We start from the raw sequence: 25703 nt of genomic DNA on the forward strand, positions 1-25703 counted from the left end.
CTGCTTTTAATTAAAAATGAAGCCTCCTGATTTCAGGGGGCAATTTTTTTATGGGGGATGGGGCATTGGACAATATCGAATCTTTCAATGCTCGAATTTATCGCTTATAGCAATCACTAATTAGTATCAACTGCTGAGTTTTGTGGTGTGAAAATATATGCCCGCTTTTCTAGTGCCGTAATTACTTTAGCAACACTTTCTTCAACTGTTTCTGAGTCTGTATAGCAGATAATCTCTGGATTAAGTGGTGCTTCGTATGGATCGTCAATTCCTGTAAAGTTGTGGATTTTACCTGCTCTAGCTTTAGCATACAGACCTTTAACGTCCCTAGCTTCACAGACTTCTAAAGGTGCTTTCACATAAACTTCCACAAAGTTAGTCGTATTACAGCGAATTTCATCGCGAATCTCGCGGTAGGGAGAAATTGCTGCTACGATTACTACCACACCATTGCGACTCAGTAAGCTGGCAACAAAGCCAATCCTGCGGATATTAGTATCGCGATCTTCTTTACTAAAGCCTAAACCTTTTGATAAATGACAGCGTATCGCATCACCATCCAACATTTCTACCCGATAATTTCTAGCTTTGATCTCATGCAATACTCCTAAGGCGATCGTAGTTTTCCCCGCACCACTTAACCCTGTAAACCATAATGTCATACCAGGATAATTCAAGTCTTTTAATCTCCTAATCTGCAACAATTTGCCCTAACCTGATATAAAAACAAATCCAAACTAATCTACGAATTATCTGGATTTGGTAAATATACCGATTCAATTAATGATGGTGAGATCGGGAGCATCGTCAAAAAAAGGCGGGGAAATACCAACCCTATCCCCCCGATCTTGCCTAAGCTAGAGAATGTTGGTCAACTTGTATGTTATGTCCAGGAGCAAATTCCACTGTGCGGAATCCCAGCGCCGCCAGCAAGTTATTTTCTGGTAACTTTACGGGAGCAGGCTGTTCTCCATTTCCGGGAGCAGGTAGGGGATAAGCTGTCGATGCAGCAGTAGAAAAGCGGATATTTCCTTCGGAATGCTGAATGACTTGATGGATATGACCATTCAGTACGGTTACAGATGAGAACCGAGACAATAACGAAAGTGCTTTAGCCGAATCTGCTGTTGCCCAACCCCACTTGGGGTAAAGGTCATAAAGGGGAATATGACTAAATATAACTAAAGGAGTGTCGCGGTTTTGTGCTGCAAGGTCTTTGGCTAATAAGTCTAGTTGTGCTTGACCAAGTTTGCCTTTTCCGGTTTCACCAAAATCAAGTACGTTAGTCAGCGATACAAAATGCACGCCAGAGCTATCCCAAGACTGCAATCCTTCTTTTTTATCCTTTTGGCTAAATGCTTCCGAGTAAGCTTTACCGCGATCGCCTATCGTATCGTGTTCTCCTGGTAGCGTAAATAGTGGTGCTTTCAATTGTGAAAGTATTTGTTTAGCTAGATCGAACTCCGCAGGCTTAGAAAGGTGAGATATGTCACCTGTATGTACAACAAATGCTGGTGGTGTCGGTAATGAATTGATTGCATTGATTGCCTTTAGGAGCGTTTCTGTAACATGCTCGTTTGCTGGCTTATGAAAACCAATGTGAGTATCGCTAATTTGTACGAATGATAGCGAAGCGGTATTTAAGCGTTTTTTATCTGTAGTTTCGCTGATATTACACGAGCTTAATAAGCCATTGCTACCAACGGCCCAGAGGATACCAAGACCAGTCCAACCGACATGATTCATGAAGTTTCTACGTTTCATTTTTTCCTCTCATTGCCTCCGGCTGAAGTTACAGTAACAGTCCCTTTCATGAAGGGATGAATAGCACAAATATAAGGAAAGGTTCCAGACTTAGTGAATGTATGCGTCCAAGCCTCTTCTGTATCAAGCGCTTTGGAATCAAAGGAACCATCTGTTGCCGTGACGGTGTGTGGTTCTTCATCGCTGTTGGCAAACTTCACGGTTTCACCTACGTTAATTTTTAGGGTTGTCGGTTCAAATTTGAAATTGTGAATTTTGACATTTGCATTTGCTTTTTGGGTACTTACTTTTTCTGTTGCTAAAGATTGATTAATTGTTACCTTTGGTTGATTTAGAGTTTGTGGTGATTTAGGGTTACAACCATAGAGATGTAACAAAGTCACTAGTACCGCAGAAGCAACTGCAACTAGTATGTATGAACGATATTTCATAGTTGATAATTAAGTAAATTGGGTGAGCGATTATTGCCCTAAAAGCGCAATACCTTTTAGTCAATCGCCTACTTTTTTTGGCTTATAAAGTTGAGGAAATAAACCAGTCATACTCAGACCAGTCATGATTAAGCCGATTAATCCTAATCCATGCAATATGGGATAAATTCCTGCCAGCCCGAAGATTTCGCCAGTATGAATTTTGAGAAGAAATCCGGTTAACTCTGGTTGATGGAACCATTGGTCTGTTAATGTCATGCTGATACCAGTCACGACAGAAACAGTCAAAGGTAGAAAAACTGCGATCGCGATCGTGCGATGATATTTACGAAAAGCTCGTTTCATTGGCAAACTCCTATAAAAGAGTGGGGAAAGAAAAAACCTCAACCGATCAACCGGATTCTTTATTCCCCAAAGGACTTTTAAAAAATCGATTCTCTAGTCTCGATCGAGCATCGTCAGATACTCTTCAACTGCTCTGAGATAGCTTTGATCGGCTAGAGTCTGTTCGGGAAGTCGATTAGCATTGACTGCACCCCGAACAATATCTTTGGCGCTAATTCTCCCCAATTGATGAGCAAAGATCAGAGAATTGTTACTAGGAATATCTTGGGTGCGGAAGTAACCTCAATAAGCCAGATAAACCAGATCGAAAGGTGTTAAATGACTGGTAGAAGCTTTTTCTGCTACGTTAGGGTTAAATGTCGTTAACTGAGGCTGCGTTAGCGTTTGAGCATTGACAGCAGGTGCGATAGCTGCGGACATCAACACAGCTGATAATCCAGCTAGAATAAATTGTTTCATTGCTCAACTTCCTATTTAAATAAAGTAGGAGTTAGGTAGTTAAATTTGTATTAGCCAAGCTGTTAACTGAAACCTAGATAAAACTTTCAGTTAACTCAACTTATTTATCTCTATCTTTAAAGACGAAGGTGCTGGGATTTTGGATTTAAATTGGATTGAAATTATTTGGTAGTATTTATTCAGGCAAGTTTGAGATAAATCCAATCTACTCCGGCAGTCGTCTTAAGAGATAAAGGGAATTCCGTTATGTTTTGAGAAAGACGCTGTGAAACAAGTATTGGAAGCGACTCTGAAATTACCTGCTCAGGTTTATTATCGAAAACGCATGGAGCCTAGTTCTTTTCATGACAAGCCTCAAGCTCCCCCACCGCTAACGGATGCAGAGCTATTTCAGGCACTGAAAACCAAACAAGCTTCGGCGTTGGCTATTCTTTACGATCGCTACGGTAGTCTTGTATATGGGGTAGCACTCAAAGTCTTAAAAAATTCTCAAGAAGCAGAAGACTTGACCCAAGAAATTTTTCTGGCTCTGTGGCGTAATCCTAACTACAATCTCGACCATAACTATTTCATTAGATATCTAATTACCATGACTCGCTCGCGAGCGATTGATAAACTTCGTTCTCGTGGAAGAAACTTAAAACTTCTTGAACGCTGGGGTCAAATAGAACACAAAGAAACAGACTCTTCTAATCCTGTTGAGCAGGCTTCCTATCAAGAGCGTTCCCAGCACGTTCGCTCTGCCTTAGCACAACTTCCCCAAGAACAACGTCAGGTATTAGAGATGGCTTACGACGAAGGACTGAGCCAATCGGAAATCACCCAAAAACTAAATATCCCTCTTGGGACAGTCAAGACTCGAACCCGTCAGGGTCTGCTGAAACTGAAGCAAATCCTACGAGATTCAATTGGATAGTTGCACTATGAATAAATCTTCAACTCCTGAGAACTTAGAAGAATTAGCAGCAGGTTATGTAGTAGGCGATCTCGACCCCGAAGAAGCTGAGGAATTTAAGCGACTGCTCGCAGAAAATCCGGAATTGCTCGCAGAGGTGAACCATCTACAGGAGGCAATGGGACAGCTGGTTTATGGGCTAAATGAAGTAGAGCCTCCGCCACATCTTCGTTCAGCTATCCTCGAAACTGCTGAAATTCCAGCTAACCCTACTCCAGTAGTCAAACGCTCTCCGTTGCCCTGGAGTAAAATTTTTGCCAGTATTGCCGCGCTGTTGGTTCTGGTTTTAGGCTGGGAAAATTATCGCTTGCGCCAAGATTTGAGTATTGCCCAAAACGTTACTACACTACTGGAAAGTTCTGAAACTCGTCTTTTCTCGCTGAGAGGTATGGACATAGCAAATACAGCTTCCGGCAGGATTGTCATGAATCCCGAACAACAAAAAATCGCTGTATTTATCCAAAATCTTCCTGCTGCGCCTGTGGGACGTGTTTATCGGCTCTGGGCAGTAGTTGACAATGAAAAGATACCTTGCGGACAGTTAAGCTCTCATCCGCAATTCATGGTTTTAGACAAACTTTCTATTCCCCCTGACCTTTATTCAGATATATCAGGGTTAATTATTACCCTAGAATCATCCCCAACTAACTCAGATCCTGTAGGACAGGTGGTGATGAAAAGCATTCTTTAGGTATTTTATAGTCCTGCTACCCGATCTACTTGGCGTTATTGATAATCAAGTCGATCATGGTATCAATTAGGCGATCGCTCTCCATTGGTACAATTTCCTTACCATGCATCACATCTTGAACAATATGATAATGAACTAATGTCCCTAAAAGAATTCTGGCAAGCGCTTCTGGGTCATCGATCTTAAGTTCTGGATGACTAGCGATGTATTGAGTCATAGTTTCTACCACTGGTTTAATCATGGCGCGGACACAAACCTGAGCTAACTCTGGAAAACGACCAGATTCGCCAATTAATACGCGCATAAATGCCGAATGTTCTTGGTCTATAGCCATCAGCTCTAATGCTTTGATTGCTAACTGACGCAGAACAACTATTGGTTCTCCCTCTGGAGGTTGTGTACCAAATATAGAGTTAAATTTCTTGCGTGCTAGCTGCTCTATCAGTACTTTAAAGAGTCCTTCTTTATCTTGAAAATGGCTGTAGACTGTCGCTTTAGAAACACCTGCGGCTACCGCTACTTTATCCATGCTTGTACCAGCATAGCCATGTTGCAGAAACTCCTGCATCGCTCCTTGCAGAATTTGTTCTACTTTATCAACGGAACTATCCCGTTCTACTTCGTCAATTTTGATACGTGCCATTGATCAATTAACCTTTCTGATAAACAATCTTATAGACAATTCCCAATACTCTACGCAATTCTTGTCTTTCAGACATATTGTGCAATTAAGTTATTTACTACTTTGATAAACGGTTTTGAAACCCAAAAAATACAGCCAATAACATACACAGACCTAAACTTAGTGCTACAGAAAAAAATGATAGTAACACGGCAATTAAGTATAATGGCGGGCCAAAACTATATTGCTTAGTAATTCCTTCCACTACCTCGCGCGGTGCGCCGGGAAATAGTAACTTTCCATCCCGTGATGCATATCTCCATAATGCTGTAAATGCCAGGGCGATCGCTAAAAATGTTCCAGCATAGAAACTAGCGGCGACTTTTCCTTGGGAATGCAGCAAATACTCTGCAAGTACAGCCGTAGGAAAAGGTACAAATGTCGCACACAGTAGTAAGAGTCCATTCAAATAAAGGAACGTGTTATCAATCCGCCGCACTACACTAAAGATACGATGGTGATTTACCCACATCACAAGAATGGTGACAAAGCTGATGATAAATGCCAAATAGCTCGGCCATAGGGACAGCAACGCGGCTGTTAGTCCGGATGTCTCTACTGTATTGTGATTCGGGACTTTGATTTCCAAAATTAGTAGGGTAATAGCGATCGCAAAAACTCCATCGCTAAAGGCTTCTATCCGTCCAGTTTCTTTCTCGGTAGGGGTTTGCATCTTCCAAGATTGTCTCTCAAATTTACCTCCAGTGTATGACGAGTTGTTCTCTCAACTTGAATAGTTAAATTCCTCTTGACTAAACTAATCAGTTTAGTTTAGCATAAATTGAACTGGACGGTTTAGTTTAAAATGCCGCCAAAAAGAGGGGAATACTATGGCGCAAAACTGGAATTTAGCAGGTTTTCGAGCTTCCCAAACTGTTTTTAAGTCGCCTACCATCCTGGCAATAATTACAGCTTTAGTTACAGCAGGAGCTAGTGTTTACACGGTAAATAAGTTTCAGACTGATTCTGGAAAGAAGCCAGAAATAGCAACGCCTATCCAGCCAGTGGTAAAAACTGTCACAGCCTTAGGACGCTTAGAACCCAATGGTGAAGTAATCAAGCTATCTGCACCAACGACTAATGAAGGAAATCGAGTAGAACAATTGTTGGTGAAAGAAGGCGATCGCGTCAAAGCTGGACAGATAATTGCAATAATGGATAGTCGCGATCGCTTGCAGGCGAGTTTGGGTGAAGCGCAAAGACAAGTGCAAGTAGCTAAATCTCGGCTAGCGCAAGTAAAAGCTGGTGCAAAGCAAGGAGAAATTGCAGCGCGTCAAGCTACTGTTAACCGATTGCAAGTTGAACTAGCAGGAAGTATTAGAACCCAACAAGCGACAATTAATCGTCTAGAAGCAGAATTGCAAGGACAACAACAAAGTTTACAAGCTACCGTCGCCCGTGTAGCCGCCGAGAAACGCAATGCCCAAGCTGACGTACAACGCTACGAGAGTTTATACAAAGAAGGCGCAATTTCCAGTCAAGAAGTCGATCGCAGACGTTTGAGTGCAGAAACATCCACCCAGCAATTTATTGAAAGCCAAGCCACAAAGACAAGAACTGTCGCCACCCTACAACAGCAAATTGCTGAAGCCAAAGCTAACCGCGACAAAACGATCGCAACTTTGCAACAGCAAATTAACGAAGCTAAAGCCACCCTGGATCAAACAGCTGAAGTGCGTCCCACAGATATCGCCAACGCCCAAGCCGAAGTAGACAGCGCCCAAGCTACTGTAGAGAAAATTCAAGCACAACTCAATCAAGCATATATTCGCGCTCCCAAAGCTGGGCAAATTCTCAAAATTCATACACGTGCTGGAGAAACCGTTGGTAACGATGGAATTGTGGAATTAGGCCAAACCGATCGGATGTATGCAGTAGCAGAAGTATACCAAAGTGATATTCATAAAGTGCGTCCAGGGCAACGGGTAAGAGTCAGCAGCGATTCTCTACCTAGCGAATTGCAGGGAACCGTTGATTGGATTGGGATGCAAGTACAACGACAAAACGTAATAAACGCCGATCCCTCTAGTAATATTGATGCCAGGATTGTAGAAGTTCATGTCAAGCTAGATCCCGCATCCAGCGCCAAAGCCGCCCAATTTACCAATTTGCAAGTCAAGGCGGTAATTGAGCAATGATTGGATTTATCTCCCAACTACAGCGACGTACACCTTTAGGATGGTTGCAATTAAGTCATCAAAGAAGCCGTTTATTAGTTGCACTCTCAGGTATTGCTTTTGCAGATGTGCTGATGTTTATGCAGCTGGGGTTTCAGACTGCTTTGTATGACAGTAATACTAGATTGCATCGCAGTATGCAAGCAGACATTGTGCTTGTCAGTCCCCAAGCGCGGAACTTGGCAAATATGTCTAGCTTTACCAGACGGCGACTTTATCAAGCAATGGACTTACCAGGAATCAAGTCAGCAGAAGGAGTCTATATTAACTTTGGCGATTGGAAGAATCCGCAAACACATAAAAAAACAGCAGTGTTAGTTATCGGATTCAATCCTGACAAGCAAGTATTTGACTTGCCAGAAGTAAACCGCCAACAAGATATTGTGAAGCTACCAGATACCATGCTTTTTGATCGCGCCGCCAGAGGAGAATATCAACAAGCGATCGCGCAAATCGACAAAGGAAAACCTATCACCACAGAAATCGATCGCCGCACAATTAGCGTTAACGGCTTGTTTTCCGTTGGTGCATCCTTCATTGCTGATGGTACATTAATCACCAGCGACCAGAACTTTTTACGTGTATTTCCCCGCCGCGATGCTAGCAGCCTCAGTCTTGGTTTAATTCAATTGCAACCAGGCTATGAACCCAAACAAACAGCCGAAACCTTAAAATCTCATCTGGGTGAAGATGTTAAAGTTTTAACCAAATCCGAATTTATTGACTTTGAAAAAGAATACTGGAAAACAAACACCGCGATTGGTTTTATCTTCAGCCTCGGTGTATCGATGGGATTCATGGTCGGCGTAATTATCGTTTATCAAGTCCTGTCTACAGATGTCAATGCCCACATGAAAGAATACGCTACCTTTAAAGCTATGGGATACAACAATCTCTACTTATTAGGTATCGTATTTGAAGAAGCAGTGATTATGGCAATATTAGGTTTTCTACCTGGTTTCGGCGTATCTTTCGGACTTTATGCACTAACTAGAAACGCCACAAATTTACCACTTTACATGACTTTGGCAAGAGCCATTCAAGTACAAGTCTTAACCATGATTATGTGTATGATTTCTGGGGCGATCGCAACTCGTAAAGTTCAATCTGCCGATCCTGCGGATATGTTTTAAATGTCAAGAGGAGCCAGTCACGTGCGGAGGTTTCCTCCGTTGAGTGAACTGGCGTTCAAGAGTTCAAAGTCAAGGGTCAAAAGTCATTTTTCCTCCTTGTCCCCTCATTCTTACTTACTATGAATAGCAAAGCAGTTATTTCTGTGCAAAATCTCGACCATTATTTTGGTCAAGGTCAACTTAAAAAGCAAGTCCTATTTGATATCAACTTAGAAATTAATGCTGGCGAAATTATCATCATGACCGGGCCATCGGGTTCTGGTAAAACCACATTATTAACTTTGGTGGGAGGGTTGCGTTCTGCTCAATCTGGTAGTTTGCAAGTATTAGGAACAGAACTCTGCGGTGCGAATGCAGCACAATTAACTGAAGCCAGGCGCAGTCACGGCTATATTTTCCAAGCACATAACCTGCATGGTAGCTTAACAGCACTTCAGAATGTGAGAATGGGATTAGAACTGCACAAAGATATTTCACCGCAAGAAATGAAAACTCGTTCAGCCGAAATGCTAGAACAAGTAGGATTAGGACATCGCCTCAATTATTATCCTGATGATTTATCTGGCGGACAAAAACAACGAGTTGCGATCGCGCGTGCTTTAGTCAGTCGTCCAAAAATTGTCTTAGCCGATGAACCGACTGCGGCGCTTGATAGTAAATCTGGTCGAGATGTCGTGAATCTGATGCAAAAGCTAGCCAAAGAGCAAGGTTGTACTATTCTCATGGTGACTCATGACAACCGGATTTTAGACATTGCCGATCGCATCGTTCACATGGAAGATGGTAAGCTAGCCAAGGATTTGGCTGTTGCCGCAGTTTGAACTCAGTATCTCTTTACATACCTACTTATTTTTCACTTTTCGGAGCGATCGTAGCGCGCTAACCGCTACAAAAATTAGGGTTAAATAAGGGACTGTGAGGATTGGTGGTGGCTGGTTGAGCAACTAACATTACATCCCCATTGCGATCGACAGCCCAACTCTGCGCTTCTACGATTTGATTGGGGAAATTGACAGAATCAACTTTTGGTAAACTTACGATTGTATTTCTTTCCTGCTTAATAGCCCTGTTGGGCTGCTGAGACTCAGGAGTAATCCAATTTACCGCAATATTATCACTCGTAAGAAATTCTGTTGGATTGGGTGGCAAGCCCCCACGTCCAATAATAATAAATGAACTGTCTTTGTTTGCCAGACAGGCTTGTGTAATCAGCCGCGTAACATCTATCGGAATATCTGGCAAATTCACTAATCCAGAGGTGGGACTAACATCTTGAATGTTAATTTGTACAGTGCCATTTAGAGAAGAATTTTTCCCAGTAGCAGTGATATCACTTAATAGCGTGTTTTGGGTACGGAACTGGACACCAAAAATTCCTGAAGTATTAATATTTACATTACCACCGCGAGCATTAATAGAATTGGCAGTAATATCGCTATTTTCTCTTGCTAGAGAGACAATTAAAGGAGTATCAATGTTGATATTGCCACCATTACCGCTACCTTTTGCCGAGGCAGTTATTTCACTGTTACGGCGCAATAGCAATAAATCTCCTACCTGTAGTTCAATATTGCCACCTTCACCGGATGTCGTTGATGCGGCGATCGCTCCTCCACTGTCTAGAAAAATAGAGTTTGCCTGAACCCGCAACATCCCAGCATTGCCTAGCCCTTGATTGCTGACTTCAACTGTTGCACCATCAGTTACTCTCAAAGTCTCAGTATTAATTGTTACGTCTCCAGAAAATCCGCTGGGTATAGGGGGTAGTCGATAAAATCGTTGTAAGGTCTTAGATATTATTGGGGCAGATGAATCTATAGAACTGGGTCGAGGAGAGTTTAACACTGTACCGCTAACTTCTACAGACTCTTTGGCATTAATGGTGAGACTACCTGCGTTAGCAGTCCCAAAGGTAGCAGAACTGACTGTTCCTCCAGCACGAAGTATTAAGGAATTTGTGTTAATTGTGACTTTTCCGGCATCTCCTGTACTAGTGGCTAGAGCATTTACAACACTTGGTGCAAAAAGGCTTGACATTCCAATGAGTTCTATAGAGTCAAGCGCATTGAGTGTCACCTGTCCTCCACGACCTGCTCCCAAGGTTGCAGATGAGATCGCTGCTCCGTCGCGGATACTTAAGCGTTTAGTTGATACGGTGACATCTCCCGCATCTCCAGAGTTAAAAGTCATAGCAGAAATAGAGCCGATCACAGTAGGTCTAACGGGTGCAACTCCAATCACTTCCACAGAATCAGCAGCCACAGTGAGATTACCCGCCTGAGCCGGACTAAAAGAGCGAGTAATTATTCCTGCTCCATCTTGAACAATTAACTGCTGGGTAGCGATCGCCATATTAGCTCCACGTCCCTTGCCACTGCCAGCAGTTTCACTCCGCAAACCACCATTCAAACTACCATTAAGATTGGTTCCACTCACTTTTAAAGACTGGGTAGCATTGGCGCTGATACTTCCCCCAGACTCCTTACCTTGATTTTGACTCAGAATCAATGAGCCATCAGCGAGCGATACATTATTACCCTGAACTTGAATAGAACCAACTCCATTAACGTATGCCAAAGCTTGTTGCGAGAGGCGAATATCTCGCAGACTTTGTACATTTTGGTAGCTCAAAGCAAAGCCTGAAGAAATGGGATTGAGGCTGACTTGTCCTTCACCTACACTACCTAACTCAATTCGTCCTTGTTCTGCGGTCAGCGTACTGCCTTGTAAGTCTAGATTACCCCCTACCAAAGCTAGAGTCTTTCCTGATGGCACCCGCAAACCAGTTGAGTTATTACCTAAAGTAACAGCGGAGAATAGTGGTGCCTGAACAGATAAATCGTAGCCGCTGCCATACGCTACTATATTTCCGGAATTCCCTTGAAACTGCAAACCAATAGGCACATTTATTGTCAATAAAGGTGTAGACACAGGTTTAGTAGCACTAAACTCAAAGCCATCACCAAATTTCAAACTGCTAGCAGTACTAGCCACAAACGAACCGCCAATATCTAATTTGGCATTCTGACCAAAAATAATGCCATTAGGATTAATCACAAACAAGTTAGCTGTGCCATTGGCTTTGATTAGACCATCTATTTGAGATACAGATCTACCTGTAACTCGCGTCAGAATATTTTGAATATTTTGAGAATTATCAAATACAGCTGTAGAGCCAGTAGGCACAGAAAATTCTTTAAAGCTGTGAAATAAATTTCTACCTGCTTGAGTTCCTTCTGTGATAACGAACGTATTACCATCCAATTTCACATTGGAATTATTTGGTAGAGTACTATCTGGGGTAATTTGAGCAAGTGAGCTATTTGCACTCAAAACTATTGCGTTACCCAGAATCATCCCTATTCCTGACAGCCAAGAAAAATGCCTAAGTATCCCAGACATTGCACTTCCTAGTAGAATCCCTGCTGAATAACGCTTATACGAACTTATATTGCGCCAGTGTTTAGTAAAGCACATCTCAAAGCAGGGTAAGCGATGATTTGTCACAGATTATGAATTGGACGGCAGTGTTCGCTGACTTGTTACAGCTGCCGTCCACTCTCTAGAGTCAGAAGATTTTGAGCTTACCTACCATTAGCAATTTTTCTTTCGATTACAGAAATCCGTTCTTGGGTTCCTGGGTGGTCGCTTAAAAATGATGGTGGAGAAGATTGCTTAAGTAATTTCCTCAAGAATGCAGGCATAGCTTTTGGGTTATAGCCAGCGCGTTTCATATATTGCAATCCTTTGTCATCGGCATTAAATTCTGCTTCGCGGCTATTAGGTAAATCCACAGCCAGCTTATAAGCTATGGCGGTTACAGCACTTCGATCCAAACCAGCAAGCGAGGCTGCACCTTGAGCAAGTTGGGTTTGCTTCATTTTCTTGATCAGGTCGTTGTTGCAAATATGACCAATTTCATGCCCCATCACAGCTGCCAATTGGTCTTCATTATCTACAGTATTTAATAGCCCTGTATTGACATATACATAACCACCCGTGGTGGAAAAGGCATTAATACTAGAGTCGCGAACTACATAAAAGTGAAAAGGAATTTGAGAGCAGTTACTAGCTCTAGCCAAGCGTTGACCAACACGGTTAACGTAAGCATTGGTTTGAGAGCTAGAATCAAGTCGATAATTTTGTTTTACCTGCTGGTGAATATCTTTTCCGAGAGCGACTGTTTGCTGTGGTGAAACGTTGGAAAGTTGCAACAATTGCACACCATTAAATATAAGCTGACCCCAAGGAATTGCATTAGCTGGGGGAAGCGAAGTTAAACCTACACCTACAGCAGTTCCGACACCCAATACAGCAGAAAGACCTTTACGCATTCTTGAAATCATAGCCAAAAATAAAAAATTTAAAAGTAGTTAACAGCAAAATTTTGATTTCATATTTATCTTGTAAACCAAGTTTTTTTATAAAAAAATTAAATATAGTTAATAAGACTATGATGATAAAAATCTCTAGAAATAAATTATTTAACTTGATTAGCAAGATATATTTAATATTTTAACGAAAAAAAGGATGAATTAAGCTGGCACAAAGGAGGAATTTTAATTGCAAATCACATTGGCCGTATCAGTCTCTAGCAAGTTGCTAAGGGGAAAAAGTTTTAATACTTAGCTATATCGGACTACTACTAGCCTAGCTCAAAACCTGAGAGCGATCGCATAAGCCAAAAGCAGCCAGCACATTGAACTGGCTCACATGTGGTGATGATGGAAATGCGATCGCCTGTCTGTCTAACTTGCTATCTTACAGCCCTACAATTCCTTTTGCTCTCCCAAGTTCCAACAAATTTATTCTCTAGTTCGGTGCTTTTCTGTTTCTTGTCGGTTACTGGCTCGCTGTGAATTAATGTTCTTCGTTAGGAAAATATTTACAGTTATTACAAGCACAAACACTACTCGAAAGTCTAGCAAATATCCTGCTAATAGATAGCATGGCTTTTTTTTATAAAAAATCCGAAATCTGGCAACTGAGATTTGAAGCTTAGAATAATCAAAATTTCAGCCACTTGATTTTTCAGAGCAAGATTATTGCAGAATCTGCTTCCATCTACACATTATTGATATCCACGGAAATTTAGATTATGCTTCACCACATTTCTATTGCTGCTCAAAACCCCCTGCGCGTTGCTCAAGCGATCGCGAAAGTTATGAAGGGAGAAGCTTACCCGTTTTTTCCTCACCCAGGTAGCTATATGGTGTTTGCGATGGATGAACATGGTACAGCAATTGAAGTTTATCCATCAGAAATTAAGCTAGCACCGGGTGAAGGTGATGAGCAGTACCAATTTGTCAAAACTAATAACTTTAATGGGATGACAGCTACCCATGCAGCTATTTCGGTTCCTAGCAGCCAAGAAGAAATAGAGGAAATTGGTAAACGTGAAGGTTGGCGGGTGTTGCGCTGTAACCGTGATTCTTTCTTCGATGTCATTGAGTTTTGGTTAGAGAACACAGTGATGTTAGAACTACTCACACCAGAAATGGCAGAGCAATATGTGGCGGCGACAAGTCCAGAAAATCTCAGAAGAGTTTTTATCGCGAACCCAATATTAGCCAGTGTTTAAAATTTATACCAATTTGCACAACGAATATGACAGCTGGGTAAGGGGACAAATATTTTTGCACCCTTACCTATAATTTATGTGTATTTTATATGGCTTGAAGTCTAAACTGGTTTTGAGAAGGCGCTTAACTGCCAGTACTGCCATTTCCATTACGCTGCTGTCCTAACAGATATTCCCAGATACGACGGATTTCCGCTTGGTTCTCTAACATTTGAGCGCGATCGGCTTCAGCGTTTTGGAGCGAATGCATCAAAATATCTGTAAGGCTGGTGACATCTTCTGTTAGCCCATCAACTTTCTCAGTTAATCCATCAAATTTCTCTGTCAGTCCATCAACGTTAACAGTCAGTTGCGCAATTGCTGTAGTATTGGCTGCTTGTTGCTGGGCTACTTGCTCAAGGATAGCTTCGATGCGATCGAGGCGGTTAGGCGTTGCTTCACTCATGATACCCTTAAGGCCATTCTACAGATTTAGATTTACTTTAAATATAGTAGCTTTCAGAACTTAGAACTCAAGATGACTGAAGTAACAGCACCTCGTACAGATAGCCGTGTTCAAGAACGCCTACCAACTCTACATTATCAAGTAGCAATGCCTCAACCAGAAACACATCTGTTTGAGGTAACTTTACAGCTTGTAGGCTACCCATCACCAATTCTCGATTTGAAATTGCCTGTCTGGACGCCAGGTTCCTACTTGGTACGTGAATATGCTAAAAATTTACAAGATTTTGCTGCTTTTGCCGATAATCAACCTTTACGCTGGTGGAAAAAAAGTAAAAATCATTGGCAAGTAGATAAAACTAATGTTTCCGAATTAACAATACGCTATCGCGTGTTTGCTAATGAATTGTCGGTACGCACAAATCACTTGGATATTACTCACGGCTATTTTAATGGTGCGGCGCTGTTTTTCAGGCTACCAGGTTGGGAAAAGCAACCAATTCGCGTTACTATTGTACCTCCATACCCAGAATGGCAAGTAACAACATCTCTACCTGTAGATGCTGAAGTCAGCAATACTTTTTATGCTGCTGATTTCGACACCCTTGTTGATAGTCCTTTTGAAATTGGTAGCCACCAGTTATATCAGTTTGAGGCTTTAGGTAAACCCCACGAACTTGCAATTTGGGGACAGGGAAATATTCAACCTCAAAAAGTTATTTCTGATATCAAAAAAGTCATTGAAGTAGAAGCACAAATGTTTGGGGGTTTGCCCTATGAAAAATATGTGTTTTTACTACATTTATTTCACCAAGCTTACGGTGGATTAGAACACAAAAATAGCTGTTCTTTAATTTATCAACGTTTTGGCTTTCGCACTCAGGATAAGTACGAGCGCTTTATGCAATTAGTAGCCCATGAGTTCTTTCACTTGTGGAATGTCAAGCGCATTCGTCCGAAAGCTTTGGAAGTTTTTGATTATGACCAAGAGAACTATACACCTTCTTTGTGGTTTTCTGAGGGAACTACCAGTTACTACGATCTACTGATTCCTTTGCGAGCCGGAATTTATGACGCCAAGGCGTATTTAAATCATTTGAGTAAGGAAATTACCAGATTTCTCTCAACCCCAGGCAGAAAAATACAACCGCTTTCTGAATCAAGTTTTGATGCTTGGATTAAACTCTATCGTCCAGATGCTAATAGTGGGAATTCGCAAATCTCTTATTATTTAAAAGGAGCAATGGTTTCATTGCTGCTAGATTTATTAATCCGCGCCAAGCATGGCAATAAATACTCTTTAGATGATGTCATGCGGCAAATGTGGCAGCAATTTGGAAAAGCAGAAATTGGCTTTACTCCAGAAGAGTTACAAGCAGTAATTGAATCGGTTGCAGGAATAGATTTAGGAGATTTCTTTAAACGTTATCTTCATGGTACAGAAGAATTACCTTTTAATGAATACTTGGCACCTTTTGGCTTACAATTAGCGGCAGAATCGGAAGAAGAACCTTATTTAGGGGTAAAGGTAAATACTGAGAATGGACGGGAGATAATTAAGTTTGTTGAGGCGGGTTCACCTGCACAACAAGCCGGAATCGATCCTGGTGATGAATTGCTAGCTATTAATGGTATTAAGGTAGCAGCAAATAATTTAAGCGATCGCCTGAAGGATTTCCAACCTAAGGATACTATTCAAGTAATAGTTTTCCACCAAGACTTACTCCGTTCTGTAAGTGTAACTTTAGCAAGTCCACGTGCTGTAAAATACCAAGTTATTTCCTTACATAATTCTGATTCCGTTCAGCAAGAAAACTTAGCAGGCTGGTTAGGCGTGCAGAAAATTCTGGCTTAGATACTGAAATTGAGTTCGCTGAAATATTTTGGAATTTTTGAGTTTAGAGGGTTTAGCATTGCTAAACCCTTATTGTTATCAAGCTACACTCAAAACTTCTGATAATTTCTGACAAGTTTTAACAGTTCAACCATATACTAAAGTTGTTAAATCTCCAATGAAAAAATAGTGTTGAATAGATAAGTTGTTTTTTTATGCGATCGCGCAAATACCGACAACATTAATCGCAAACTCTTGTTGTGATTTCGAGTTAAATGCAGCCAAGTGTCCATCGGGACTGAAAACACCAGGCAAACAGTAGTCACCATCTGAGAATTCGCTAATTAACTTATTGCTTCGAGGATTCCACAGACGAATTCTCTGTTGGGGTTGACTAGTTATTTCGGTGGTGAGAGCTTTATACAGTAAAAAGGAGTTAAGAGTTAGAGAATGCAATTCTTCCCCAGTTTCGATACTCCACTCTGCGAACAGACGTCCCGTTTGGAACTGACTTCCTTTTTGAGCAATGATTCTTTGTCCATCGGGACTAATCAATGCGTGACCGACACGCGGACAGGTGAGCGTGTGGAGTTGTTTTCTTTGCTGTAAATCCCAAACTTTGACCTCGCCGCGAACATGAATATAACTGATGGCATATCGACCATCGGCACTAACATCAACATGGCTATACCAGGCAGAACCATCGAAAGCGTAGGATTGACCAGACTGGAGATTCCAAGTCTCGATTTCTGGGCTATTTTTTTTGCTACCAACGACTAAAGTTGCACCATTTTTGCTGATAGCAAGTGACTCTACATAAGTCGATCGCCCTTTTAAAGTCCGGATAATTTCTCCTGTTTGTAAATCTCGCTGACGAATTTTGCCATCGGAGTAGCCGACATAGCAAGATTTTCCATCAGGACTGGCAACGATCGCTGTACTAAATCTGTCTTCAAATCCTGTTAGAGTTTTTACTAATTCACCGCTTCTCAAATCCCATATCTTGACGCTGTTATCAAACAAAGCAGTTAGTAACTGTTGACTATTGGGCATAAAGGCAAACTCAGCCTCGTACAAACCTCCATGTGCGCTGTAACTACCTTCAACTTTCACCAGAGGCTCAAACAAATGATAGGGCATATTCTGGAGCAGAAACTCTTGAACCTCTGGTTGTGGTTGTTGTCGCAATATCATATAAGCTAATCGCTGAAGATATTCTGTTTCGTCCACTAATGCTTGCTTTATTAATTCCAGTCCAGATTTTCTACACTTCTGCATAAATTGTTGAAGTGCAGTGTATTGTTCGGTAGATAAAGGGCTGGCTAATCTTTGTATCACTCCTTCAATTCCACCTAAAACAGCTGCACTCATTGGTAAAGGGGAATGACCCCCTAAAACAGCATCGAATTCTGTAGGTTGTTGGCTATCTGGCATAGGAAAAGTTGAATGCATCTATGCTGTTATAGTGCCCTTGTTGATTGCCAAATTCTATTGATACCAAGTTGCAAAGATAATATCTATCATTGCGAGCATAGGGAAGCAATCTCATTAATTCTGATGTACTACAACAGACTGCAACTTTAGTATGATTTTTGCGATCGCTTTCATTTGATATTGAGTAGTAGCAAGGCAACAACCAACTTCTCCAATCTTGGATATTTTTCTTTTACTAAAAAGCATTGGAGTTGGTTATAACAGAACAGCCAGAATTTCTTTGTAAACAAAGCTACTCACTCTATTAAGTTATTCTAGAAAAATTACTTAGAGTATCAGACTAGCAAAGTAGCTGCTCAAGCCAGTCCACCATCATCTTTCCTTTAGAAGGAGCAGTCATATGGGAACGGAAACGACATATCTAGAGCTTTCGGATGGGAAGTCGCACAAGTTCTATGAAGTAACAATCAACGATGTAGAAGTAACGGTACGCTACGGGCGAATAGGAGATGCAGGCAAAACAACTGTCACAGCCTATGATACTCCCCAAAAAGCGCAGGCAGAAGTGACCAAACTCGTTAATTCTAAGCTGAAGAAGGGCTACGAATGCGCAAACAAAGGCGATCGCACTAAGCAACCAATTTCGCGAGGCGATCGCCGCTTGGCTCGGTTAAATCATCTCCGGCGCACTGGCTGGAAACCTTTGATGAAACCTACTCTTGATGCTCCCTTTGCATCTAAATATCTAGGTAAACCTTGGCTGAGTCCTGGTGCAACTCATCCTCATTGTTCTAGCTGTGGAGGTGCGCTAAACTTTCATTTTCAACTTAATCTGCAAGAATTACCTGAAAGCTTGCAAGGCAAATTTGGCACTGGACTATTTCAACTGTTTACCTGTTTGTCTTGCTATAAACAATTTCCTCAAATTGTGGCGCTTCCTGAATCAGCAAATTCAACACCATCAGCACCGGAAATTAGTGCAGAAGATGCCGCAAACCTCAGTCAATGGACACCTTATGTAATTCAAACCAGTGGCATTGATGACTTTTATGGTCGCTATATGCTGCAAATTGTCGGATGGCAACCCTTTGATGACTATCCTTTCTATGAGGAAGCACAGGAAACCTATGGCACAGAATACACTGAATACGAAGAAATGTTGATCTTTCATGTTGATGAGCAGGATTGTGAATACTACGAGGAAGACGACCCCGACAGACCTACAGCAATAGATGTTCAACTAGCTTGGCATCGAACAGCAGATAAGCTTTCGGGGTGGGGCTACTGGGGACAATCTGTAGAGCATCAGTATTGTCAAATCTGCGGTCAACCTATGCAACTCTTCTACCAACTCGGTGAGGGTATTGAATACGAAGGCTATCTTGGATTGCAATATGAGACTGATAATGTCTGGTTGCTGTTTCAATGTGCCGAACACAAAGAACAATTTAACTGCTATTGCAGTGCGTTTTAGTCATTGGGGATTTGTCAAGAACGCAACCTTACTTATTAAAATACCTATGCATTTAAGTGTAATCATTACATTACTGCTGCTGTTCTTGGGGCCATCTCTATGGATTGGCTATCAGGCATTTATGAGATTTGGCTGGACGTGGATGTTGCTATTGTTACCGATCGCCTGGGTAGTTGGGTTGTTCCTTGGGGCGATCGTGGCAATGTTCGTTACGGGAATACTCGAATGGATAAGTAATTTCAACCAGCCACCTGCTGAATCTGGTTCAATGGGTGGGATAGCATGGCTGGGTATATGGGTGTTTGTAGCATTGATAACTAGCCCCTTCTTTGCCACTATCTCTACCTGGCTCACTGCAAATGTCTTATTGCCTGCTTTTAGGAGATAGTATGTCAGAAAAAGAACTCATTATCTCTCAAACTGAATCTCAGTGGCGGAATATCAGCAACACGCCCCTAAATTTAGGGCAAGCAACAATCGCAATTCAAGCATTGTATAAATTTGCCGGATTGACGCAACCAGAAGTCCAGTTTTTTGAGAGTCCAGCAGCGGCAAGAAAGCAGATTGAGCAAGAAAGTATGCAGTCTGACTGTATGTTAGCTGAGTTATGGGAAGTTTTACGCGAAGATTTGTGGCGCTCCCTCTCTCGTAGCATAGGAACATTACAAACAGAATTAACCCAACGCATCAAAAATCCTTTGTCTGAGCTATGGGAACGTTCTTTTCAAAGGATTATGTTGAATGGATTAACGGAGGTTTTAGGAGATTTTTTAGCAGATTGTTTATTACCAGAATGGGGCATTTCCTGGGCAGCTGTGTTTGCCGCAGCACATCGGCTAGGAGTTCCACTCGAACAAGACAAATACAATCTGTTTTGCAACTATATGCAACAGGTTGGTTGGATGTTTCCTTATGAAGGAGTGGCGATCGCAATTTTGCGTCCTCAAATTTGCTGGAACAGTGCAGGCGAAATTCATGGAGAAGGAATTCCGGCAATTGAGTTTCCTGACGGCTTTGGTGTCTATGCCTATCGAGGAATTAATCTGCCAGAAAAGTATGGTAAGCTTCACCCAACAAATTGGCGCGCTGAGTGGCTACTGGAACAACGGAATGCTGAATTGCGGCGCGTCTTGATTCAAGGCATTGGCTATGAACGCATTTGTCAAGAATTGCAAGCCAAGGAATGCGATCGCTGGCAGGAGTATACTTTACTACAAATTGAGTCTGAGGTTGACGTTGAACCAATACATTTACTGAAAATGACTTGTCCCAGTACAGGCTTTATTCATGTGTTGCGAGTTCCACCAGATATCAGTTCTGCCCGTGAAGCGATTCGCTGGGTAAATTGGGGAATCGATCCGGCTGATTTTGCTATTCAAAGCTGATATTTATGCTGGTGCGATCGCCAATTTTTCATTCAGATTCATCACTATGATGCTACTGCAAAGTCTGTATACTGTCGCATTTTAGGCTCATGGAATGCTAACACAATGTCTTCTTTAGGAACACCCACACGAACTAAATCATTTGCAATACCATCTTCAGTCCAATCTTCCTCAATCCAGAATTTGCCATCCCGAATCCGAACGTAGACAGTCATACCAGTAATGCGATCGCTGTTCTGCCAACCAAGGTTCATCCAGATATAATGACCTTTTGACTCATCCACAATCAAAAATGTCTCAATGTCTCGGTTGGGACTGCGGTTGCATAATTCTACATATTCTGTGAGGATACGGTGGATTAGCTTGGGATACTCGGTTAATTTATCCATTGCCTAATCTACTCTGCTTCTATGTCTACAATAATCAGTGGACGTTGATTTTGAAAGATTAGATTTAACGACAAACCAAGTTAATTCTTGCTTAGAAGAAATACATTAATAAATGTATGGAAATAAACGTTTGGTTTCCTGGCAATAAAATTGGTACTCTTCACCAAACTTTTCTTCGAGCATTTTCTCCTCAATTTCAATTCGATTGCCAAACCAAATAAGGCACACTACCAATAGCAAACTCAAACCCCATAGACTTTGCAGCATTAAACAAAATCCCATAAATAACAGAATATAACTTGTATAGATGGGATGGCGAACAACGCTGTAGATGCCGTCAGTAACTAAGTGATGATCTGATTTGATGGTAAGACGATCGAAAAATTTGCCTAAGGTTCTAATAGCAATCTGGCTGATGATTATTGCTGCACTAATCAAACTAATAGCGATCGCACTAAATAACCAATCAAGCGTTTGACCAATATCTTGCGTCTGGAGTGAAAAGGTGTACAGCGTTAGCCAATGTACCCCCAATAACCCAATGACTGTGACTAGTGAAGCAATGCGTCCAGAAGTAACTTTAACTTGACGGTCTTCCTCGCGACTGGCTAGTTTTCCATACCGAATTACTCGCCAAATAGTACCTAGAAAGAAACAGAAGTAACTAATTGCTAAAAAAATTACCTTGGTGTTGTTTGCTACTCCTAACCACAAGGCTGGAATGACAATCAATACAGAGATAACAGCGAGTAAGACAAAAATTAGTCCTATTGTTTTGAAGAATGCTGTCATCAACACAAGCTCCTTAATATGGGCTTTATCGCTGCCTAACTTGATATTAAACTTTTACAGCTAACCTTGAAACCATTGTACCAAAAGCAATTAAGCTAAATGGGCGCGTCAAGGATGATGATTTTTGCAACAACCGATTATGCTTACGGCAACTCTCATGCCAACATTGAAAACCTATCTACGGAGCGTTAAGCTATTAAAGCTCAATCCGTAGCATAGTTATTATTCTTTTACACAATCAGGTGTTATGACTAACCCCCTCCTAGACTACAACCCCAGCGGCGTTGGTGAAATCAATGGCAATCTCTTGGGTTTACCATTCGATTACGAGTCTGCAAACCTGATTGTATTTGCGGTACCTTGGGAAGTTACGGTTTCCTATGGTGCAGGAACCGCCAACGGCCCGCAGCAGATTTTGGATGCATCCACTCAATTGGATTTGTTCGATTTTGATAATCCAGATGGTTGGAAACAGGGAATTTTTATGATGGAAATTCCCCAAGATATTTTAGAAAAAAGTGAATACTATCGCGCTTTAGCCGCCAAAATTATCGATCGCCTCGCCCAAGGGAAAGCGCTGACAGACGCGCCAGATTTAACACCTGTCCTCACGGAAATTAATCGGGCTTCGCAACAGGTGAATCAATGGCTGTTTGAAAATTGTCAAAAAGCCATGAACGATGGGAAGCGAGTTGCAGTCATTGGTGGCGATCACAGTTCGCCTTTAGGTTATTTTCAAGCCTTAGCAGCTAAGTATCCTAATTACGGCATTTTACACATAGATGCCCACGCAGATTTACGGGATGCTTATGAAGGTTTTGAATTTTCTCATGCGTCGATTATGTTCAATGCAATGAAAATACCGCAAATCTCCAAGTTAGTGCAGGTGGGTTTGCGCGATATTTGCCATGAAGAAGTGCAAATGATTGACGAATCTCATGGCCGTATCATCGCTTATTACGACCCAGCGATTAAACAAAAACTCTATGCGGGAACAACTTGGGTTGATTTGTGCCAAGAAATTATCGCTGGCTTACCAGAATTCGTGCACATCAGCTTTGATGTCGATGGTTTAGATCCTAAACTCTGTCCGAGTACGGGTACTCCTGTTCCTGGTGGCTTGGAATTAGAACAAGCCTATTGTCTGTTCCGCGAACTTGTGAAGAGTGGCAGAAAAATTATTGGCTTTGATGTCTGCGAAGTTGGCGATGCTGAGTGGGATGGTAATGTTGGGGCGCGAATTGTGTATAAATTAGCGAATTTGATGGATTTATCTCAGCAAAAATGAGGAAGCGATCGCTTCATTTGCCCCCCAGCTAAAAGAGCGATCGCCAGCATCATGCAGTTAAAAGATTAAGGTAAAATAACAGAGGCTTCCTTACCGTTGTAATTCACCTCATTCACAGGTGTAGCTGTACCCTCAGTTGAAGACTCGGTTTTACTCGAACGGCGTGAAGATTTTTGACGTGGCTTGCCTCCCGCCTGGGTATATTGCAAACTGTCTTTACCGTAATGGGTTGCCACACTCATTAACATATTTTCAGAATAGCGGTTTAACTCTTTTTCAATTAGAGAGATGCGACCTGCCATTTCATCCAACGTCGAAAGTAAAGTATTGTAGGTTGATAGCTCAGTTTGCAAGGTTTGGATACGACTGTCGTATTCTGCCAAACTAAATCCCTTGCCAAAGTCGAGTGTAGAGCTAATCGATCGCATACTGGCAATTCGCCGTAGAGCTTTTTGGAGAGTAGGTGAACCGCGTTTTAGTCGTACCATGAGATGCACTCCTCAAAAAATTTATAGGATTACTGTATGTACTGTAGCTAATGCAACAATAAACCTCTCTGAGAAATAATTCGGAAAAATGATATTCCAATAGACATCGAACAGATTATTTTTAATTGTTTATACTAGCTAAAAATGTTAAAAATACTACATTTAAAAGCGACTGATACCTCAAAGTCGTGTGGGAGTACTTCAAAGTCGTAAAGAGGTACTTTGACATCGTGTGCAAGTACTTCAAAGTCGTAAAGAGGTACTTTGACATCGTGTGCGAGTACTTCAATGTTGTAGTGAGGTACTTGAAGATTGTGTGGAGGTACTTCAAAGTCGTGTTGAGGTACTTGAAGATCGTGTGGAGGTACTTCAAAGTCGTGTTGAGGTACTTTGAAATCGTGTGGAAGTACTTCAATGTGGTGTTGAGGTACTTTGAAATCGTGTTGGAGTATTAAATGATGGGTTTCCTTAGCTTAACCTAACCTACAGTGAAGGCGATCGCACTGAGTAAAGAAGTCTGTGCCTCCCTCAATCCTGCTTCAGCGATCGCTCGTTTTCCCCAAAAAGTTTGTCAAGCTGTTGTCTAAGCGTCAACGGGCAATAGAATAATCGGAATATGTGTCCGAAAAGTGTGAAAATCATTATCAGTGGTGAGGATGCTGTAGCTGCGACGATGAGCAACTGCACAAATCAAAAAATCAGTATTTGAACCCTGGATACCATTGCTGCGGCAGGTATTGAAAAACTCTGCGGCGATTTCGTAATCTTCAGCTATGAGTTCTAAATCTCTTAAAGCTCGCAGGTAATCTCGCAGACGGGTAAACTGTTCAAAATTGCGAATTCCAGACAGAATTTCTTGGCGAATTGCGCCAAGCATTACAACTTGGTCATCAGTGATTAAATTCTGCAATATTGCGATCGCAGGGGAAGAATCAGGTGGCGTTCTCCGACGCAGAGCCAGTGACCAAACAGAAGTATCAACAATTACACTCATGTTTGCTGACGTTGGTGTTTGTAGTCATAGCCTTCGTCATAATCGATAGTACCAAAGAGTTCTAACACTTTCAGCCGCTTGCGACGTTGAATATATTCGCGCAGTGCTGTTTCCACCAGGGAATCAATGCTCACCTGGTCATCAAGTGCCAACGCCTCTTGTAGTAAAGCTTCGTTTATGTTGAGTGGTGTAGCCACAATTAATTCTGAGCTAACAACTGACTAAATCGATAGTAGCGCACCCTGCTATGAGCGAGCGCTCTTTTTCCCAACTATGCGATCGCTGTTCTCCCATTTCCTCAAATTTGATCGCCCGTCCTACTGCGATCGCTTACAACTATCTCAACTATGAGCGATCGCTCAAGAGAATCAGAAAGCGATCGCTCCTCAAAATAAGAAGGCGATCGCACTGAGGTACTTTCAAGCCATGTTGGAGTATTAGATGATGAGTTTCCCTAGCTTAACCCTACCTATGGCAAAGGCGATACCTTTGGTCAGTTTCACTAACGCACTGAAAGGTATCATAAATAGAATTCAACTATAAGTCTTTGCTAAATGTGCGATCGCCCTTTGACTCACTTTTCAAGATACGATCGCAAAACCAAGTTAATCCAGGGAAAAAGTGTTATGGGGGTTTGGTGCTAAAATATAAGCTTTTAATTTTTTCATAAATCAAACCCGAATCATATAAATTTCCATATAGATTAAAGATTTATAAGTAATAGCGATTACTGTATAAATTTTTAACAAACTTAGTTTGAAATAACAGTAAATTTACGGCAGCTATTATTGATTTGTAACGGCAAATATACTACATTGCACATGGATTCGCTGTTACAGAAATTGTTTCAGGTGTGCGGCGATCGCTTCATGCAGACGTTTACGCGATCGGGATGCTGGTTTGGGGAAATTTTTGTAAGTAGCTAAACAAAAGTGTTTAAGGTGCGTTGTCACACAGCGCAAC

Annotated in this window: 29 protein-coding genes; 12 read left to right on the forward strand and 17 right to left on the reverse strand. The window is 41.7% G+C overall.

Annotated elements, in window-relative coordinates; translation table 11 throughout:
- Positions 1 to 116: 116 nt before the first annotated feature.
- From cysC to AACU33_RS03525, 6 genes are all read right to left on the reverse strand, one after another.
- Positions 117 to 677 carry an adenylyl-sulfate kinase gene (gene cysC, locus AACU33_RS03500; protein ID WP_096587065.1) on the reverse strand — a complete coding sequence of 187 codons (561 nt, stop codon included), beginning with the start codon at positions 675 to 677 and terminating at the stop codon, positions 117 to 119.
- 175 nt (positions 678 to 852) lie between these two features.
- Positions 853 to 1764 (reverse strand): metallophosphoesterase family protein, encoded by a 912-nt coding sequence (locus tag AACU33_RS03505; protein ID WP_096587066.1) that lies wholly within the window; start codon positions 1762 to 1764, stop codon positions 853 to 855.
- Positions 1761 to 2195 carry a cupredoxin domain-containing protein gene (locus tag AACU33_RS03510; protein ID WP_096587067.1) on the reverse strand — a complete coding sequence of 145 codons (435 nt, stop codon included), beginning with the start codon at positions 2193 to 2195 and terminating at the stop codon, positions 1761 to 1763. The genes AACU33_RS03505 and AACU33_RS03510 overlap by 4 nt, the downstream gene beginning before the upstream one ends.
- A gap of 60 nt (positions 2196 to 2255) precedes the next feature.
- Entirely contained in the window at positions 2256 to 2540 is a 285-nt protein-coding gene (locus AACU33_RS03515) for a peptidase (RefSeq protein ID WP_096587068.1), read from the reverse strand.
- A 93-nt stretch (positions 2541 to 2633) separates the two neighbouring features.
- Positions 2634 to 2765: a hypothetical protein gene (locus AACU33_RS03520; protein ID WP_339375730.1), complete on the reverse strand. Its 132-nt coding sequence runs from the start codon at positions 2763 to 2765 to the stop codon at positions 2634 to 2636.
- A 57-nt stretch (positions 2766 to 2822) separates the two neighbouring features.
- Positions 2823 to 2999, reverse strand: coding sequence for a hypothetical protein (locus tag AACU33_RS03525; RefSeq protein WP_339375731.1), 177 nt, complete (start codon positions 2997 to 2999; stop codon positions 2823 to 2825).
- A 265-nt stretch (positions 3000 to 3264) separates the two neighbouring features.
- Between AACU33_RS03525 and AACU33_RS03530 the strand changes: the two genes are divergently transcribed.
- Positions 3265 to 3915: a sigma-70 family RNA polymerase sigma factor gene (locus AACU33_RS03530; RefSeq protein ID WP_339375732.1), complete on the forward strand. Its 651-nt coding sequence runs from the start codon at positions 3265 to 3267 to the stop codon at positions 3913 to 3915.
- Positions 3916 to 3922: 7 nt separating this feature from the next.
- On the forward strand, positions 3923 to 4645 hold the full coding sequence (locus tag AACU33_RS03535) for an anti-sigma factor (RefSeq protein WP_096587069.1): 723 nt from the start codon (positions 3923 to 3925) through the stop codon (positions 4643 to 4645).
- Between the two features lie 25 nt (positions 4646 to 4670).
- On the opposite strand, the gene AACU33_RS03540 is transcribed toward AACU33_RS03535, so the two are convergent.
- Both AACU33_RS03540 and AACU33_RS03545 read right to left on the reverse strand, forming a co-directional pair.
- Positions 4671 to 5288 carry a TetR/AcrR family transcriptional regulator gene (locus AACU33_RS03540; RefSeq protein WP_096587070.1) on the reverse strand — a complete coding sequence of 206 codons (618 nt, stop codon included), beginning with the start codon at positions 5286 to 5288 and terminating at the stop codon, positions 4671 to 4673.
- Between the two features lie 97 nt (positions 5289 to 5385).
- Positions 5386 to 6000 (reverse strand): TMEM175 family protein, encoded by a 615-nt coding sequence (locus tag AACU33_RS03545; RefSeq protein WP_096587071.1) that lies wholly within the window; start codon positions 5998 to 6000, stop codon positions 5386 to 5388.
- A 157-nt stretch (positions 6001 to 6157) separates the two neighbouring features.
- Here AACU33_RS03545 and AACU33_RS03550 point away from each other — a divergent pair, with 157 nt between their 5' ends.
- The 3 genes from AACU33_RS03550 to AACU33_RS03560 all read left to right on the forward strand — a co-directional run bounded on the left by AACU33_RS03550 (position 6158) and on the right by AACU33_RS03560 (position 9458).
- A complete protein-coding gene (locus AACU33_RS03550) occupies positions 6158 to 7465 on the forward strand; it encodes an ABC exporter membrane fusion protein (protein WP_096587072.1) in 1308 nt (435 codons plus the stop codon).
- On the forward strand, positions 7462 to 8637 hold the full coding sequence (gene devC / locus AACU33_RS03555; RefSeq protein ID WP_096587073.1) for an ABC transporter permease DevC: 1176 nt from the start codon (positions 7462 to 7464) through the stop codon (positions 8635 to 8637). Before AACU33_RS03550 ends, devC begins: the two co-directional genes overlap by 4 nt.
- 119 nt (positions 8638 to 8756) lie before the next feature.
- Positions 8757 to 9458 carry a DevA family ABC transporter ATP-binding protein gene (locus tag AACU33_RS03560; RefSeq protein WP_096587074.1) on the forward strand — a complete coding sequence of 234 codons (702 nt, stop codon included), beginning with the start codon at positions 8757 to 8759 and terminating at the stop codon, positions 9456 to 9458.
- 58 nt (positions 9459 to 9516) lie between these two features.
- Here the strand turns inward: AACU33_RS03560 and AACU33_RS03565 are convergent, their stop codons facing one another.
- Together AACU33_RS03565 and AACU33_RS03570 are read right to left on the reverse strand one after the other, a co-directional pair.
- Positions 9517 to 12039, reverse strand: a complete 2523-nt coding sequence (locus AACU33_RS03565) for a two-partner secretion domain-containing protein (protein WP_339375733.1) — start codon at positions 12037 to 12039, stop codon at positions 9517 to 9519.
- Positions 12040 to 12221: 182 nt separating this feature from the next.
- Entirely contained in the window at positions 12222 to 12983 is a 762-nt protein-coding gene (locus AACU33_RS03570) for a M48 family metallopeptidase (protein WP_096587076.1), read from the reverse strand.
- A gap of 752 nt (positions 12984 to 13735) precedes the next feature.
- Between AACU33_RS03570 and AACU33_RS03575 the strand changes: the two genes are divergently transcribed.
- Complete coding sequence (locus tag AACU33_RS03575) at positions 13736 to 14218, forward strand: hypothetical protein (RefSeq protein WP_096587077.1); 483 nt, start codon at positions 13736 to 13738, stop codon at positions 14216 to 14218.
- Between the two features lie 124 nt (positions 14219 to 14342).
- Here AACU33_RS03575 and AACU33_RS03580 read toward each other — a convergent pair whose 3' ends face one another.
- The gene (locus tag AACU33_RS03580; protein ID WP_096587078.1) at positions 14343 to 14663 is read right to left on the reverse strand and encodes a hypothetical protein; all 321 of its coding nucleotides are present in this window, start codon (positions 14661 to 14663) and stop codon (positions 14343 to 14345) included.
- Between the two features lie 72 nt (positions 14664 to 14735).
- Here AACU33_RS03580 and AACU33_RS03585 point away from each other — a divergent pair, with 72 nt between their 5' ends.
- Positions 14736 to 16517, forward strand: coding sequence for a M61 family metallopeptidase (locus AACU33_RS03585; protein WP_096587079.1), 1782 nt, complete (start codon positions 14736 to 14738; stop codon positions 16515 to 16517).
- A gap of 192 nt (positions 16518 to 16709) precedes the next feature.
- Here the strand turns inward: AACU33_RS03585 and AACU33_RS03590 are convergent, their stop codons facing one another.
- Positions 16710 to 17948, reverse strand: a complete 1239-nt coding sequence (locus tag AACU33_RS03590; RefSeq protein ID WP_339375734.1) for a hypothetical protein — start codon at positions 17946 to 17948, stop codon at positions 16710 to 16712.
- Between the two features lie 382 nt (positions 17949 to 18330).
- Between AACU33_RS03590 and AACU33_RS03595 the strand changes: the two genes are divergently transcribed.
- The 3 genes from AACU33_RS03595 to AACU33_RS03605 are packed head-to-tail and all read left to right on the forward strand — an operon-like array spanning position 18331 to position 20789.
- Positions 18331 to 19404, forward strand: coding sequence for a WGR domain-containing protein (locus tag AACU33_RS03595; protein WP_096587081.1), 1074 nt, complete (start codon positions 18331 to 18333; stop codon positions 19402 to 19404).
- A gap of 46 nt (positions 19405 to 19450) precedes the next feature.
- Positions 19451 to 19792: a hypothetical protein gene (locus AACU33_RS03600; protein WP_096587082.1), complete on the forward strand. Its 342-nt coding sequence runs from the start codon at positions 19451 to 19453 to the stop codon at positions 19790 to 19792.
- A 1-nt stretch (position 19793) separates the two neighbouring features.
- Positions 19794 to 20789 carry a DUF6745 domain-containing protein gene (locus AACU33_RS03605; protein ID WP_096587083.1) on the forward strand — a complete coding sequence of 332 codons (996 nt, stop codon included), beginning with the start codon at positions 19794 to 19796 and terminating at the stop codon, positions 20787 to 20789.
- 44 nt (positions 20790 to 20833) lie between these two features.
- Here the strand turns inward: AACU33_RS03605 and AACU33_RS03610 are convergent, their stop codons facing one another.
- Complete coding sequence (locus AACU33_RS03610; RefSeq protein ID WP_096587084.1) at positions 20834 to 21178, reverse strand: XisI protein; 345 nt, start codon at positions 21176 to 21178, stop codon at positions 20834 to 20836.
- 105 nt (positions 21179 to 21283) lie between these two features.
- Complete coding sequence (locus AACU33_RS03615) at positions 21284 to 21970, reverse strand: methyltransferase family protein (RefSeq protein WP_339375735.1); 687 nt, start codon at positions 21968 to 21970, stop codon at positions 21284 to 21286.
- Positions 21971 to 22217: 247 nt separating this feature from the next.
- Here AACU33_RS03615 and speB point away from each other — a divergent pair, with 247 nt between their 5' ends.
- Positions 22218 to 23258, forward strand: coding sequence for an agmatinase SpeB (gene speB / locus AACU33_RS03620; protein ID WP_096587085.1), 1041 nt, complete (start codon positions 22218 to 22220; stop codon positions 23256 to 23258).
- A gap of 65 nt (positions 23259 to 23323) precedes the next feature.
- Here speB and AACU33_RS03625 read toward each other — a convergent pair whose 3' ends face one another.
- The 3 genes from AACU33_RS03625 to AACU33_RS03635 form a co-directional block, all read right to left on the reverse strand.
- Positions 23324 to 23746: a hypothetical protein gene (locus tag AACU33_RS03625; protein ID WP_096587086.1), complete on the reverse strand. Its 423-nt coding sequence runs from the start codon at positions 23744 to 23746 to the stop codon at positions 23324 to 23326.
- Between the two features lie 583 nt (positions 23747 to 24329).
- Entirely contained in the window at positions 24330 to 24740 is a 411-nt protein-coding gene (vapC, locus tag AACU33_RS03630; RefSeq protein WP_096587087.1) for a type II toxin-antitoxin system VapC family toxin, read from the reverse strand.
- A complete protein-coding gene (locus AACU33_RS03635) occupies positions 24737 to 24937 on the reverse strand; it encodes a type II toxin-antitoxin system VapB family antitoxin (RefSeq protein WP_053455630.1) in 201 nt (66 codons plus the stop codon). Before AACU33_RS03635 ends, vapC begins: the two co-directional genes overlap by 4 nt.
- Before the next feature lie 50 nt (positions 24938 to 24987).
- Between AACU33_RS03635 and AACU33_RS03640 the strand changes: the two genes are divergently transcribed.
- Positions 24988 to 25152 carry a hypothetical protein gene (locus tag AACU33_RS03640; RefSeq protein ID WP_339375736.1) on the forward strand — a complete coding sequence of 55 codons (165 nt, stop codon included), beginning with the start codon at positions 24988 to 24990 and terminating at the stop codon, positions 25150 to 25152.
- Positions 25153 to 25703 lie beyond the last annotated feature (551 nt).

The organism is Calothrix sp. NIES-2098 (assembly GCF_963875125.1).
In the GTDB taxonomy this organism is placed as follows: Bacteria; Cyanobacteriota; Cyanobacteriia; order Cyanobacteriales; family Nostocaceae; genus Aulosira.

What these genes read in the sequence shown, in the direction of transcription:
- AACU33_RS03565 (WP_339375733.1), bottom strand. Translation starts at nt 12,039, where the DNA reads ATGTCTGGGATACTTAGGCATTTTTCTTGGCTGTCAGGAATAGGGATG.
- speB (WP_096587085.1), top strand. Translation starts at nt 22,218, where the DNA reads ATGACTAACCCCCTCCTAGACTACAACCCCAGCGGCGTTGGTGAAATC.
- AACU33_RS03610 (WP_096587084.1), bottom strand. Translation starts at nt 21,178, where the DNA reads ATGGATAAATTAACCGAGTATCCCAAGCTAATCCACCGTATCCTCACA.
- AACU33_RS03640 (WP_339375736.1), top strand. Translation starts at nt 24,988, where the DNA reads ATGAGCGAGCGCTCTTTTTCCCAACTATGCGATCGCTGTTCTCCCATT.
- AACU33_RS03550 (WP_096587072.1), top strand. Translation starts at nt 6,158, where the DNA reads ATGGCGCAAAACTGGAATTTAGCAGGTTTTCGAGCTTCCCAAACTGTT.
- AACU33_RS03525 (WP_339375731.1), bottom strand. Translation starts at nt 2,999, where the DNA reads ATGAAACAATTTATTCTAGCTGGATTATCAGCTGTGTTGATGTCCGCA.
- AACU33_RS03605 (WP_096587083.1), top strand. Translation starts at nt 19,794, where the DNA reads ATGTCAGAAAAAGAACTCATTATCTCTCAAACTGAATCTCAGTGGCGG.
- AACU33_RS03595 (WP_096587081.1), top strand. Translation starts at nt 18,331, where the DNA reads ATGGGAACGGAAACGACATATCTAGAGCTTTCGGATGGGAAGTCGCAC.
- AACU33_RS03575 (WP_096587077.1), top strand. Translation starts at nt 13,736, where the DNA reads ATGCTTCACCACATTTCTATTGCTGCTCAAAACCCCCTGCGCGTTGCT.
- AACU33_RS03600 (WP_096587082.1), top strand. Translation starts at nt 19,451, where the DNA reads ATGCATTTAAGTGTAATCATTACATTACTGCTGCTGTTCTTGGGGCCA.
- AACU33_RS03615 (WP_339375735.1), bottom strand. Translation starts at nt 21,970, where the DNA reads ATGACAGCATTCTTCAAAACAATAGGACTAATTTTTGTCTTACTCGCT.
- AACU33_RS03545 (WP_096587071.1), bottom strand. Translation starts at nt 6,000, where the DNA reads ATGCAAACCCCTACCGAGAAAGAAACTGGACGGATAGAAGCCTTTAGC.
- AACU33_RS03585 (WP_096587079.1), top strand. Translation starts at nt 14,736, where the DNA reads ATGACTGAAGTAACAGCACCTCGTACAGATAGCCGTGTTCAAGAACGC.
- devC (WP_096587073.1), top strand. Translation starts at nt 7,462, where the DNA reads ATGATTGGATTTATCTCCCAACTACAGCGACGTACACCTTTAGGATGG.
- AACU33_RS03625 (WP_096587086.1), bottom strand. Translation starts at nt 23,746, where the DNA reads ATGGTACGACTAAAACGCGGTTCACCTACTCTCCAAAAAGCTCTACGG.
- AACU33_RS03540 (WP_096587070.1), bottom strand. Translation starts at nt 5,288, where the DNA reads ATGGCACGTATCAAAATTGACGAAGTAGAACGGGATAGTTCCGTTGAT.
- AACU33_RS03510 (WP_096587067.1), bottom strand. Translation starts at nt 2,195, where the DNA reads ATGAAATATCGTTCATACATACTAGTTGCAGTTGCTTCTGCGGTACTA.
- AACU33_RS03560 (WP_096587074.1), top strand. Translation starts at nt 8,757, where the DNA reads ATGAATAGCAAAGCAGTTATTTCTGTGCAAAATCTCGACCATTATTTT.
- AACU33_RS03590 (WP_339375734.1), bottom strand. Translation starts at nt 17,948, where the DNA reads ATGCATTCAACTTTTCCTATGCCAGATAGCCAACAACCTACAGAATTC.
- AACU33_RS03580 (WP_096587078.1), bottom strand. Translation starts at nt 14,663, where the DNA reads ATGAGTGAAGCAACGCCTAACCGCCTCGATCGCATCGAAGCTATCCTT.
- AACU33_RS03515 (WP_096587068.1), bottom strand. Translation starts at nt 2,540, where the DNA reads ATGAAACGAGCTTTTCGTAAATATCATCGCACGATCGCGATCGCAGTT.
- AACU33_RS03505 (WP_096587066.1), bottom strand. Translation starts at nt 1,764, where the DNA reads ATGAAACGTAGAAACTTCATGAATCATGTCGGTTGGACTGGTCTTGGT.
- AACU33_RS03535 (WP_096587069.1), top strand. Translation starts at nt 3,923, where the DNA reads ATGAATAAATCTTCAACTCCTGAGAACTTAGAAGAATTAGCAGCAGGT.
- vapC (WP_096587087.1), bottom strand. Translation starts at nt 24,740, where the DNA reads ATGAGTGTAATTGTTGATACTTCTGTTTGGTCACTGGCTCTGCGTCGG.
- AACU33_RS03570 (WP_096587076.1), bottom strand. Translation starts at nt 12,983, where the DNA reads ATGATTTCAAGAATGCGTAAAGGTCTTTCTGCTGTATTGGGTGTCGGA.